Below are 13,009 nucleotides of genomic sequence, written 5' to 3'. Positions count from 1 at the left end.
CAGAATGACGGATTTTCTTGGGTGCGGGCCGGTTCCACGCGTCTTTTTTGCGCGTGCTCCTCTGACGTCTGGCGATGGAAAACCAAGAACCAACGGCTAGCGATTCAACCGTCCACCGAACGCCGGGGCAGTCGGCCGACGGTCCGCGCGAACCGCTGGAACTCGACCCGACCACGGACGGAGTGTTCGCGGTGCGGCGGTCGCCCAAAGGCAAATCGGTCAAACAAGTCGACGGCGAGGGAGCCGTGGTGGGGCCCGCGGAAGACATTGCGCCGGGTTTGGAAGAAGCCAAAACGGTCATCCGTCAGGCCGCCGCTTCGGGGCAACCCAAGAGCGCGGGCAGCGGTCGAACGCCGGCGGACATCGCCAAGGTTTTGGTCGGCGAGCAGCTGAACCAATATTTTCTCGAAGCCTTGATCGGGGGCGGCGGCATGGGCGCCGTGTTTCGCGCCCACGATCAACAACTCGATCGCATCGTCGCGCTCAAGGTGATCCCGTTCGTCGGAAACGATCCCGAGTTGCAACGGCGGTTTCGCAACGAAGCGCAAAACGCGGCGAAGTTGGATCACCCCCGAATCGCCCGCGTCTTCGATGCCGGCAACTACGACGATTGGCACTACATCGTCTTTGAATACATCAATGGGACCAACGTCCGCGATCTGGTCGACCACCACGGCGTACTCTCGCTCGATGATGCCGTCGTCTTCACCTCGCAAGTCGCCGAAGCACTCGATCATGCATCACAGCGTGGCATCGTACACCGCGACATCAAACCGTCCAACGTCCTGGTTTCCGATGACGGTTCGATCAAACTGGTCGACATGGGGCTGGCCCGCAGCGACAACCTGGACCTCAGTGAAGACATGACGGCGAGCGGCGTCACGCTGGGCACGTTTGACTACATCTCGCCGGAGCAAGCCTTTGACCCGCGCGACGCCGACATCCGCAGCGACCTTTATTCTCTCGGCTGTACGTTCTACTTCATGCTGACCGGCGAAGCGCCCTACACCGGCGGCACGATGCTGCAAAAGCTGATCAGCCACGGCAACGCACCGCTACCGAACCCGAAGGCGTTGCGCGCGGATTTGCCAGACGAAGCGATCGCGGTGATGCATCGGATGATGGCCAAGGATCCACAGTCGCGGTACCAAAATGCGCGTGACCTGTTGGCCGATCTCAGCGAGCTGGCGTATCGTTTTCAATTGAAACGCGCTCAATCCAACGCCGTCGTGACGCTTCCTTCGGGAAACGAAGGCTTACAGCGGCTGCAATTGCATTTGCCTTGGATGATCGCGGCCTTGTTGATTCTGATGATCGGCGGGTATTTGGAATTACAATCGACCGCGACCCGTGATGCGTTTGTGATCAACCGACCGCCGGCGCTGAGCCGCACGGGGGCGACGCGACCGTCTTTGCCGCCCTCCGGTGTTGTCGAATCGGACTCCGGCGCCGCGATCTCCGACGGCTCCGAAGCCGACCGCTTTCCCCCCTCGTCCTCGGGTTCATTCTCCGACAGCGATCCGATGTCGAACGGTTCCGATTCGTCGCTCCCCGGCGGATCGGCCGGCCCCGGTGATCGAGTCGGCCCGGGAACAATCGACTCGCCGTCGGTCGAACCCGGCATGGACCTGGACGATGTTTCCGAAGCGGCGGCGCGGCCCCCCAGTTTTGGCGCGCGCTTACCGCTGCCCGAGACGCTGGGCAACGAGGACGACCTGCCGTCGGCGTCTTTCGACGAAAACACGGCGATGACTCCCAACGAAACGGGCGAGATCGAATTCGATTCAACGACGTCCGGCTTGTCGGCGTCAGCCGCCGGCGGTTTGGCCGCGGCGGGATCTGCGGTCGGCACCGGAATCCCCGAGACCAACCGGATGAACAAGCCGAATGGATCGGCGGCGGTTGTCTCGCCGACCCGGCCCGTCATGCCGGCTGAATTGCCGGTCCCACAATCCGTCCGCGTCGTCTCGCCGAGTCTGTTGGCGCTTTCCATGCGAGTCGACCAGATCGATCGTGACACCGACGGCGCGATCCTCGTCGCGACGCTGGCCGACGCGGTGGATCTGGCCATGCGGTTCGGGGTCGGACGTGTGGAGCTGGCCACTGCCGAATTGGTCACCGGTCCGCTGACGATTCCCCAAGACAACATGGTTTTCGAGTCCACGGTGGGACGGACGATCATTCGTATGGTTTCCACCGACACGCTGGCAATCGGCCGCAGCGAAATGTTGAACATCGGAAACCACCGCACCCAATTCCGAAACCTGGACTTTCATTGGGAGCTTGCCCAAGAACAAGTCGATGGCGGCTCGATGTTTGTGCTCAACGACAATCGGCTGTCCCGTTTCCAAAACTGCACGTTCACCTTGGTCAACAAAGCGATCCATGATGGCGTGTCGTTTTTCCAGATCGTGACCGATCCCAAAGCCCTGCCGGACTCGGAAACCCTGCCCGGCCGGATCCTCAATCCGAACGAAGATGCGCTGCCGTTGGTGGCGATTCAGTTAGACAATGCCGTCGTTCGCGGCGAAGCCACCCTGATCCAGATGGACTATGCCGCCGCATTGCAGCTGGTCTGGAAGAACGGATTGCTGGCGATTAGTGGCCGCATGATTGACACGTCGGGTGCGCGTCGACGTCCGACGCCGATCGCCAGCCCGATCCAGTTGTCGCTTTCCAACGTCACGGCGGAGATCCCCCGCGGACTGCTCCGGATGCGGCTCGGCCCCGATGGAATTTTCCCGGTTCCGATTGAACGCGAAGCCAACCAGTGCGTTTTCTTGGTCGAAGATGGCCAACCGCATGTGGAGATCATCGGCGTGGAAACGCTTGCGACCGAGCGTCCTTACTTGAAGCTTCGCGGCGAAGACAACGCCTACGTCGGCGCCCCGACGCTGAGCGACCCGCTGCTGTCCGTCTCCGATCTGGCCGGCAACACGTCGGTTTACATGATGGAAGAATTGGCGGCTCAGTCGCTGCCATGGATCGATGAACGCCGACCGAGATGGTCGGTTCGCTGGTCCTCGGTGCGTCCGAGGTCGCAAACCTATCACCGCCTGACGCCGACGAATTATCGCCAGGACGGGGCGATCTATTTCGGGTTCCAAGAGCCCGACCTGCCGGCCGCGCCGTAGGCGCGCCCCCCCCACGGCGTGTCAGTTGTTAGCGGCAGGGCGCGAGCCCTCCGGTCTTTCACGGTGTTTATGAAGCGCGACCTAGTGGACCGTCTAGCGGTAAACGTCATGCGCCGGTCATCCGTCTGATTGGATCGCGGAGTCAAACCGGCGGGTTGTAGTGCGACGTTGGAAGCGTCAGCCTGAAGACAGCCCCGAGTGCCCGATTTAAATGAACCCACCGATGGCAGAGCGAACCCACGGATGAAAAGCAGCCTGGGATCCGTGGGTTCGCGCTGCCATCCGTGGGTGTGATCCATTGCTGTGGTATCGGAGATCGTCTGTTCGATCGATCCAGGGAAGCCGATTGCCAGACGGTCCATGGCTCTCTCGCATGACATCTACCGATAGACGCTGCACTACCGCGGGGACATCGCCGAGGCGGCGGAGATCATGACTTCGACCGGCAGCCCGATCGGCAGGGGCACGTCGGTCTTCAAATCGATCCAAACGCGTCGCGTGTGGGTTTCGTTGCGTTCGCCCGCCCAACCGCCGTAGATCTTTTTCGGTTCCATTCTCGGTTCGATCTCGACGACGACCCCGGAGAAAAACTGTCCGGGCATTGCATCGGCCGTGACTTCACAGGCCTGTCCCAGATTCACCATCAACGCGTCCCGCTCGTCCACGTCCGCCACAACGCGCAAGCGTTCGGTGTTGGACAATTCCAAGGCTGGTTCAGGCATTTCGGGGCTGATCCACTCGCCGGGATTGATGTCCACGGCCAACACAATCGCCGGGCAGGGTGCCAGGATCGAACAACGCTGCAGATCGATTTCGGCCATCTCCAATTGAGCCTCCGCCGAAGCGATTTCGGCATCGGCAGCCATCAAGTCGGCCACGCGAGGATCGGCTTTGATCGTCCGGTAACGTTCGCGAGCGGCCAACATCAACGCCAGGTTCGCATCGTGTTCGGCGCGATAGTCTTCCAGCGATTGCGAGCTGAGTGCGTTTCGGGAGAACAGTTTACTGGCCCGATCGAATCGAGTCCGCGAACTTTCATATCGCGCCTCCGCCGCAACGGTTTCCTGCTTCGCCGCTTCGATCTCGCTCTCACGGGCGCCGGCGATCAACCGCATCCGTTTGGCGTGCGCCGCGGACAACCGCGCCGATGCCAAGCCCGCTTGCGCTTCATAGCGATTGGATTCGAATCGGAACAGCACCTGGCCCTTGTCGACGCGGGTCCCCCGTGACACCAGGACCGATTCGATGCGACCGGGAAAGTGGGGTCGAATCAGAATGTTTTCGGTCGCCCCTTCGATTCGTCCGGCGGCATGAACCGACGTCTTCGTCACCACCGGTGGCGAGAGTTCGGGCAGCGATGCAGGGCGGGAATTTGATTGCTGGTGCTGATCGGCGATGATCAACAGACCGGTCCCGAGCGCCGCGAATGCTCCAGCGAGAAACAGCTGTCTCATTTGAATCTCCCGTTTTCCATTTCGCAGATCCGATCGGCATACTCATAGATCCGCGGATCGTGCGTCACCACGACGGTCGAGCTGGCGTATTCTTTCGTCAATTCGTTCAACAGTTCCATGACGGCCTTTCCCGACTTGCCATCCAGTGCCGCCGTCGGCTCGTCGGCCAGAATCAATTCGGGTTGCCCAATGACGGCACGTGCCAGCGCAACGCGTTGGCACTGACCGGGGCTCATCGACGTCGGCAGCGCTTTCCGGTGATCCTCAAGCCCCATCCGGCAGAGCAATTCGGCGGCGCGATCACGGGCGTCGCGCAGCGGCATTCCGTCCATCGTCAGCGGAATCGACACGTTGTCTTCGGCCGTCAATCCGTTGATCAGTTGGAACCGTTGAAAGACGAATCCGATCCGTTCACGCCGAACCATGGTGCGTTCGACTTCCGTCAAACCGTCGACGCGGCGGTCTTTCAGCAAAAGCTGACCGGAATCCGATGTCAGCAGCAGCCCCAGGATCGACAGCAGCGTGGTCTTGCCACTTCCCGACGGCCCCGCCAAAAACACGCATTCCCCTGGATCGACGTGAAAGTCGATGCCGTCAAGCACCGGGCGTGACTGGCCACCGATCACGTAAGATTTCGCAATCCCCTTGGCCTCCAACGCATGAGGGGTCGACGCAGACGCCGACTGCTCGGGACCCAGTCCATAGCCCTGCCGTACACCGACTGGAACGTCGGTTGGCGTGCTGGCGGTCGTGTCGGCGTTGATGATGGTCATGTCTGCAATCCCGTAGGGGGATCAATACGTCGGACGCGCAGGCAAGACGGGCCGGCGACGAACAAGCGAAGCGCACAGATCAAAACGCCACATCCGACAGGCAACTTGCCGCGGTCATGGAAAAGTGTGCGATTAGCAAGATTCCAACGCATCGCACAGGAATGGAGGGAGGAGCTTCGGTGTTCAGGGTTTCCCCGTTAGGATCGACCGCCGAAACGTCAAACTTGAATCTTGTTGCGTTTAACGGAAATCTCGGCTCGCATCTAGCACAATTCGGTGCGGCGATCAATCGGCCCGCCCGCCTCCAGCCACTTGTTGATCACTCCCCGGTTTCAGCTTCTCCACGAAAAACGCCCGCATTCGCCGACGCCCGTAGCTGCCCCCGTCGCTGTGCCCCATTCCAGGGATCATCAAAAAATCAAAATCCTTATCCGCTTTGACCAACGCATCGACCAGCCGATACGTCGACTCGGGAGGCACGTTGCTGTCCAGTTCGCCGACGACCAGGAACAAATCCCCACGCAAGCGTTCGGCATGTTCCAGATTGCTGTTGGCGGCATAGTGTTCCCCCACCGGATAGCCCATCCATTGTTCGTTCCACGAAGCCTTGTCCATGCGGTTGTCATGGCAGCCACAAGAGGCATAGGCGGCCTTGTAGAAGTCGCCGTGAAACAGCAACGCACCGCAAGCGTTCTGGCCGCCAGCGGACGTCCCAAAGATCCCGACACGTGACAAGTCGATCGCGGGAAATTCTTTTGCAGCAGCCTTCATCCAGGCGATCCGATCAGGGAATCCGGCGTCTTTCAAATGGTGCCAGCACATGTCGTGAAACTTCTTGGAACGGTTCGCCGTCCCCATCCCATCGATCTGCACGACCACAAATCCCCGCTCCGTCAACTCGGTGTAGCGCGCCGAATGCGAGTAACGCTTGGGGACATGCGAATCATGCGGCCCGGCGTAGATCGCTTCGATCACCGGGTAGTGGTCTGTCAAGCTCGGGTCAAAGTCCGCCGGAAAATACAGATTTCCCCAAATTGCAGTCTCACCGTCACGGCCTGCCGCGTGGAAAATTTTTGGCACGGACCAGTTTGGCGGGTCCTTGCCGACCCGCTCGGCACGCACCAGTTCCATCACCAAGGTTCCGTCGTCGGCACGACGCAATTCATGAACCGGCGGCGAATCGACGCGGCTGTGCGTTGCGACCACGAATTGCCCCTCGGGCGAAAATTGCACGGAGTGGTCACCGTTGGACTGTGTGATCGCCACCAACCCTTCGCCATCCAACCCGACGCGGACCAGGTGCTGATGGTAAGGATCTTGGTCGTCGTAAAATTCACCGACCATTAAATCCAGCGTCCGGGCATCCTCATCAATCCGCACGATCTCACGCACCAACCAATCTCCCGACGTGATCGCACGCAGGTCAGCCTCCCTCGGAGAGGTTCGAGCGACGCGAGGGGAGGGCTGCCCTTGGCTTGCCTGGCCGCGCTCAGCATCCTCCGCAACCCCATCCCACAAATCCACCAAGTACAAATGCCGATAACCGCTCCGTTCACTCGCGAAGATCACTTCATCGGTCTTGTCCAAGTACGTGAACAGCGGAACTTGGGGGCCATGCATCGTCCAAATGAACGTCTTTGATGTTTCATCGACCACGGTCCGAACCGTCTGTTGGATCGGATCGATCACAAACAACCGAACGCGCTGATGCCCGCGATCCACTTTCTCGATCGCCAAGCGATGATCTCCGAACCAGCGGATGCGCGGGCGTCCAAAATCGATCCGTGGCAATTCGGTTTCCAGACGTTCGCCCGTTTCCGCATCAAACAGAAACAGCTCGAACACGTCATACTCTTCGCCCGGCAGCCGGTAAGGACGGGCGCGGACTTTGGCACGCCCACCGCCGGCGGGCGATGATTCGATCGTGGTGGTTTCCGGCGGTTCGTTTCGCTCGACTTTCCAGGCCGCGACCACCGCGCCGTCGGGCGACCACGACGGAGCGACAATGTCGTGTCCCGCGTTGGAGCCGAAGTCCAGATCGATCCGGCGAACCTCGTCCGCGTCGTTGATCCGAAGTCGAATTCCGCTTGGCGAAGACTGCAACACCGATCGGCCGTCGGGAGATGGGAGACGCCCCATGCCTCGGTCCATCCGGTCGCGGCGTGAACGTGGAATCCCGGTAGACCGCGACTGGGGTGATTCGAATTCCTTTCGGATCCGCGCGACGGTCGGCGGCGATTGGGCGATGGTGCTGCCGAAGAACTGGCCGCTGGAAGCTTTCACCATCCAGGCGTGACCGGCGAAGGTGTGTTGGGAATAGGATTCACCGGGAGCCAAGTTGCCGTATGGCCGAGGCTTTCCGTTGGTGTCGATCCAAAACAGTTGCACCGTTTTGTCTGATTCATTCACAAAGTCGACACTCGTCTCCAACGCCGACGGCTGCGAGCGGGGCAGCGGCCCACCGCGGAGTGCGTCGTCCGGGTCCAGGTTGCTGTCTGGCTCGACCGTCGTGATCTCGCCCGTCGTGGCGTCGACCGATCGAATCGACACCGATCCATCCGCGGCCTGGATCGTGAACGTGAACCGTGTGTCATCGATCCACTGGGGAACGATCCGCTGGTTGATTGTCCGGCTGCGAACATCCGAGTCACCCTCGGCCGCCCACAGGCATTGCACCTTCAACGGGCCGCACTCGCCCAGTCCAAACACGCCCAATCCAAACACGACAAACACGTAGGCTGAAGCACGCAACGCAAAGACCCTCGACGACAGCGGGAACGAATCGGACCAGCCCGCAGTCTAGCTGCTTGATTCCGTTCCGGAATGGCCCGCGTTGACAGCGCCCTAACCCCCTGCCGACACGATCGCCCTGCCGGTCTGGACATTTCGATACACTCCTTGAACACTTACCGACACGACGACTCGCGTTTTTTCCTCGGAGGATTTCATCGATGGCTGATTGGCTCGAACCCGGCACAAAGGCTCCCGCATTCACACTCAAAGACGACCAAGGGAACAAAGTCAAACTAAGTGATCTGAAGGGTGACCCCGTCGTGCTGTACTTTTATCCCCGCGACGACACGCCGGGCTGCACGAAAGAAGCGTGTGCGTTCCGAGACCGATACGACGAGATGAAAAAGCTGGGCGCCCAACTATTTGGCGTCAGCGCCGACTCCGCCGAAAGCCACACCAAATTTCGTGACAAGTATTCACTGCCATTTCCGCTGCTGGTCGACGAGAAGCACGTGATGCTGGAGAAATATGGGGCCTGGCGTGAAAAGAACATGTATGGCAAGAAATCCATGGGGATCCAACGCAGCACGTACCTGATCGATGCCGACGGCAAAATCGCCAAGGTCTGGAAGCGGGTCAAAGTCGACGGTCACGACCAACAGGTCATCGACGCCTTGGCGGGACTTTAGGGCGTCCTGACCCGCCGTCCATGCGATGACGGGTGCACGGAAGACGCATCGAACCGGTGTCCCCAAGTACGACGGCCCTTCCGGGCCGTCGCGCCCGTTTTGATCGTTTCCCCAAGTACGATGGCCCTTCCGGGCGGTCGCGCCCGTTTTGATCGTTTCCCCAAGTACGACGGCCCTTCCGGGCCGTCGCGAGCATCCTTTCGACGACCTGGAAAGGTGGTCGTCCCACGTCCTGACCCACCGGGGCGTGCCTTCCGCCTTCGAACACGTCCCCTGGCAACGAGATTCTCCGCGGGCTACCCTTCGGGTGAACGCTCAGGCGTCGCGAACCCCATTCTCTCCGCGCTGCATTTGCCTTAGCCATGGCTCACACGATCGTCATTTTTGGTGCCTCGGGCGACCTGACAAGTCGCAAATTGATTCCAGCGCTTTACAGCCTGTTCAAAAAAGACAAATTGGACAGCGTGATGCGGATCGTCGGCGTCTCACGATCACGATTCGAGCACCAGCAATTCCGTGATTCACTCCGCGAGTCGGCGGCGAAATTTGCCGGATCACTCTTCGATGCGGAATCCTGGGACGAATTCAGTCAGCACGTCTACTACCAGCCGGGCGATATCAAAGAAGCCGCCGACTTCGACGCCTTGGGAAAGTTCCTGGACGAAATCGAACAGGGCGAAAACGCCGGACGGGTGTACTACCTCTCGACGATGCCCCAGCTTTACGAGGAAGCCATCAAGCAGCTCGGGGCCGCCGGACTGGCCGATGATGATGCCGGTTTCCGCAGGGTGATCATTGAAAAACCTTTCGGAACAGACCTGGCGACCGCCCACGCGCTCAATGATTCGATCCACAAGGTCTTTCGCGAAGACCAAATCTATCGGATCGACCACTACCTCGGCAAAGAAACGGTCCAAAATATCTTCGCACTGCGATTCGCCAATTCGATCTTCGAACCGATCTGGAATCGCAACTATGTCGATCACGTCCAAATCACCGTCGCCGAAGAAGTCATCATCGGGCGTCGTGCCGGCTACTACGACAGCGCCGGCATCCTGCGAGATATGTTTCAAAACCATATCCTGCAATTGATGATGATCACGGCGATGGAACCGCCGGCGAAGTACGATGCGGCGCTGGTGCGTGACGAGAAGGTCAAGGTGCTGCACAGCGTCCGCAAGATGACCGGCGGCGCGTTCGCATCCGACACCGTCCGCGGACAATACGCCGGCTACCTCAGCGAAGAGGGCGTGCCGCCGAACAGCCAGACCGAAACCTACGCGGCGCTGAAACTGTATTGCGACAACTGGCGATGGAAAGACGTTCCGTTCTACCTGCGTAGCGGCAAAGGCATGTCGTGCCGGACCACCCAGATCGTGATCCAGTTTCGCCACGTGCCGCACATCCTATTCGGCCAGAAAACGCGTAGCCCCGTCGGCAATCGGCTGGTGATCCAAATCCAGCCCGCCGAAGGCATTCAGCTGCATTTCGAGTCCAAGGTGCCCGAAAGCGAAATGAAAACGCGAACCAGTACGCTGGATTTTGACTTCAACCAAACATCCAAAGGCGACATGCCCGACGCCTACCAACGACTGCTCCTGGATGCCATCCTCGGCGACGCCAGCCTGTTCGCCCGGAGCGACGAAGTCGAATTGGCCTGGGGCATCATCGACCCGATTCTGGCCGCCTGGCGCAGCCCCGCCGCGCCCGAGTTGTTTCAATATCAGCCCGGACTGTGGGGGCCGACAGAAGCCAACGAGTGGATGGGCAACCAACACCACCGCGAATGGTTCGACGTCTGCCCCGTGCTGACCCACCCCTGAGACAGTCACGAAAGCCTTCGCCGCCAACGCCCCGAAGCACTTATTAGCGGAACGGCGCGAGCCGTCCGGTCGCGATTCAAAACACCGTGAAAGACCGGAGGACTCGCGCCCTGCCGCTAACAACAAACACCCCACCTTGGCGTCAAACGCAGGAAATCACTGCGACATAGCGTGACGCTTGACCGTTCCCGTTGCCCCGGTTTCATTGCCTGCGAACAGAAGCGGGCAAACGCTACTGGCAAATCCCGCCACAGCATCGCGGCGCCCCGCACGACTGGCCTTCGGAAGCCATCGGCAAGGAACCATTCGCACCCTTCATGTTCGGAGCCGCCGGGGCGCTCATCAACCGCGTCAGCTGGTCACTGCCGCACTCCGGGCACGAAACCTGCTCCTCGGCCGACCGGACGAGCAGCTCGATTGACTTGTCGCATTGGGAACATTCGTATTCGTACAATGGCATGATGCAGCCTCGATTCACCCTTGAATTTCATCTCACGACATGGCGTCAGCCGGTGCTTCAGCCAGTGCTTCAGCCAGCGGCGCGTGATTGTCTCGCTGACGCGCCACCCGCTCACGCTTCCCGCTGGGATCACTGATCCGATATGATTCGCCAAACGCGGCTCTATTGTGGATCGACAACAGCTGTTTGGCAACTGGAATTGAAGCGAGGGGAAAAGTGAAACGTGATGACGTCCGACGCGTCGATCAGATCGCGATCGAAGACTACGGAATGTTGGGCCTGGTGCTGATGGAAAATGCCGGGCGTGGCGCGGCCGAGCGAATCGCCGCGTTGTGCCAGGAATCTCCCGGAGGTGCCGCCCACCCGGTTTGCATCCTTTGCGGCCCGGGCAACAACGGGGGCGACGGGTATGTGATTGCCCGCCACCTGGAATTGCTCGGGTTCTCCGTCCACATCCTATCGCTGGTCCCCCTCGAACGATTGACCGGCGACGCGAGCGTCAACGCGTCGATCGCAGCGAAAGCAGGTTTGCCCCTTCAGGTCGCCACGTCCGCGGAGGACCTGGACCGGTGGATCACAGACGACGAAACCGTCGTGGACTGTCTGCTCGGCACGGGGGCGACGGGCGCCCCGAGAGGCCTTTATGGCGATGCGGTGAAACTGGCAAACAAGCGGCGTGGACTGAGAGTCGCCATCGACCTGCCCACCGGACTGGACTGCGACACCGGAATCCCTTCCCAGCCCACGTTCCGTGCCGACTTGACCGTGACCTTTGTCGCCGAAAAAGAAGGCTTTACAAAGGCCGACGCCAAACCCTGGCTGGGAACCGTGCGAGTCGTCGGCATCGGAGTCCCCCAAGCCTTGCTCAACGACTTCGCAGTGGCGTAAGCTTCCAGCTTGCGATCATCACTCTCCCACCCTTTCAGATTCGCCGAGGTTTTATTGTGGCCGAAGTCATCGAAGCAACGCCGTTGGACACCCCCGATTCGGACGCGCTGCGTTTTCTCCCCGAAGGCCCGTATCAGATCGCGCCGGGGGCATTCTCCTGGGTGGGGATTCAACATGGGGCCGAAGCCCCCCACGGAAGCCTGAATCGCTACGACTTTGAAAGCGGAAAAAACGTTTCACAAGATCTTCCGGGCAGGCCGGGTTTTGCCTTCCCCTGCCAGACCGCAAATCGCTTTGTCGTCGGCTGCGAACGCTCCCTGGGATTCTTTGACGTCGCGAGCGGCCAGTGGGAACCGTTCTGCGAAGCCGTCGATCAGGACGTGACCAACACGATCATCAATGATGGACTGGCCTACGAAGACAACCTGATCTTCGGAACCAAAGACCTGGAGTTTGCGACCAAGAAAGCGGGGCTTTACCTGTACCGCGGACGCGACCGCCAATTGATTCAGCTGCGTGACGACCAGATCTGCAGCAATGGCAAGGCAATCCTGCTCGACGGGGGGCAACTTTCGCTGATCGACATCGATTCGCCGACTCGACAAGTCGTTCGCTACGGCGTGGACCTCGATAACGGAACCTTGACCGAACCGGACGTCGTGCTCGATTTGACTTCCGACCCGGCGGTTCCCGATGGGGCGATCCTGACGCCCGACGGCACCGGGCTGATCATCGCGATGTTCTTGCCCCAATCGGCCGCCTTCGGAGAAACCAGGCTCTACGATTTGGCCAGTGGGCAGTGCCGCAAGGTCTGGCGGACCCCGCTTTCACCCCAGAACACTTGCCCGGCCCTCGTCGAACACGCCGGAACACTCAAACTGGTGATCACGACGGCCGTCGAAAACATGTCTGCCGAGGACCAAGCGGTGTGTTCCAACGCGGGCAGGCTGTTTGTCGCCGATAGCGGCTTGGATGTCGGGGATTGGAGCCCACCGGTGTTCCAGGCATGATCCCGGTCGCGGCGGAAGCGACAAGACGGTTGCTCCGCCGGGCCT

9 protein-coding genes are annotated in these 13,009 nt (G+C 60.3%); 5 read left to right on the top strand and 4 right to left on the bottom strand.

Annotated elements, in window-relative coordinates; all coding sequences use genetic code 11:
• The first annotated feature begins 74 nt into the window (after positions 1-74).
• Positions 75-3,134, top strand: coding sequence for a serine/threonine-protein kinase (locus tag Enr13x_RS13975; RefSeq protein ID WP_145386935.1), 3,060 nt, complete (start codon positions 75-77; stop codon positions 3,132-3,134).
• 398 nt (positions 3,135-3,532) lie between these two features.
• Here the strand turns inward: Enr13x_RS13975 and Enr13x_RS13970 are convergent, their stop codons facing one another.
• The 3 genes from Enr13x_RS13970 to Enr13x_RS13960 all read right to left on the bottom strand — a co-directional run bounded on the left by Enr13x_RS13970 (position 3,533) and on the right by Enr13x_RS13960 (position 8,112).
• On the bottom strand, positions 3,533-4,588 hold the full coding sequence (locus Enr13x_RS13970; RefSeq protein ID WP_145386933.1) for an HlyD family secretion protein: 1,056 nt from the start codon (positions 4,586-4,588) through the stop codon (positions 3,533-3,535).
• Positions 4,585-5,361 carry an ABC transporter ATP-binding protein gene (locus tag Enr13x_RS13965; RefSeq protein WP_145386931.1) on the bottom strand — a complete coding sequence of 259 codons (777 nt, stop codon included), beginning with the start codon at positions 5,359-5,361 and terminating at the stop codon, positions 4,585-4,587. The genes Enr13x_RS13970 and Enr13x_RS13965 overlap by 4 nt, the downstream gene beginning before the upstream one ends.
• Positions 5,362-5,646: 285 nt before the next feature.
• Complete coding sequence (locus Enr13x_RS13960; RefSeq protein WP_145386929.1) at positions 5,647-8,112, bottom strand: prolyl oligopeptidase family serine peptidase; 2,466 nt, start codon at positions 8,110-8,112, stop codon at positions 5,647-5,649.
• Positions 8,113-8,312: 200 nt separating this feature from the next.
• Here Enr13x_RS13960 and bcp point away from each other — a divergent pair, with 200 nt between their 5' ends.
• Both bcp and zwf read left to right on the top strand, forming a co-directional pair.
• On the top strand, positions 8,313-8,783 hold the full coding sequence (bcp, locus tag Enr13x_RS13955; RefSeq protein ID WP_145386927.1) for a thioredoxin-dependent thiol peroxidase: 471 nt from the start codon (positions 8,313-8,315) through the stop codon (positions 8,781-8,783).
• Between the two features lie 362 nt (positions 8,784-9,145).
• The gene (gene zwf / locus Enr13x_RS13950; protein WP_145386925.1) at positions 9,146-10,606 is read left to right on the top strand and encodes a glucose-6-phosphate dehydrogenase; all 1,461 of its coding nucleotides are present in this window, start codon (positions 9,146-9,148) and stop codon (positions 10,604-10,606) included.
• Positions 10,607-10,838: 232 nt separating this feature from the next.
• Here zwf and Enr13x_RS13945 read toward each other — a convergent pair whose 3' ends face one another.
• Complete coding sequence (locus Enr13x_RS13945; RefSeq protein ID WP_145386923.1) at positions 10,839-11,066, bottom strand: FmdB family zinc ribbon protein; 228 nt, start codon at positions 11,064-11,066, stop codon at positions 10,839-10,841.
• A gap of 216 nt (positions 11,067-11,282) precedes the next feature.
• Between Enr13x_RS13945 and Enr13x_RS13940 the strand changes: the two genes are divergently transcribed.
• Both Enr13x_RS13940 and Enr13x_RS13935 read left to right on the top strand, forming a co-directional pair.
• The gene (locus Enr13x_RS13940) at positions 11,283-11,954 is read left to right on the top strand and encodes an NAD(P)H-hydrate epimerase (protein WP_145386921.1); all 672 of its coding nucleotides are present in this window, start codon (positions 11,283-11,285) and stop codon (positions 11,952-11,954) included.
• A gap of 56 nt (positions 11,955-12,010) precedes the next feature.
• Positions 12,011-12,964, top strand: a complete 954-nt coding sequence (locus Enr13x_RS13935; RefSeq protein WP_145386919.1) for an SMP-30/gluconolactonase/LRE family protein — start codon at positions 12,011-12,013, stop codon at positions 12,962-12,964.
• The last annotated feature ends 45 nt before the right edge of the window (positions 12,965-13,009 follow it).

Origin of the sequence: Stieleria neptunia (genome assembly GCF_007754155.1) — a bacterium.
GTDB classification, from domain to species: Bacteria; Planctomycetota; Planctomycetia; order Pirellulales; family Pirellulaceae; genus Stieleria; species Stieleria neptunia.
The sequence above is the reverse complement of the archived record's forward strand: the minus strand, read 5'-3'. Positions and strand labels throughout refer to the sequence as shown.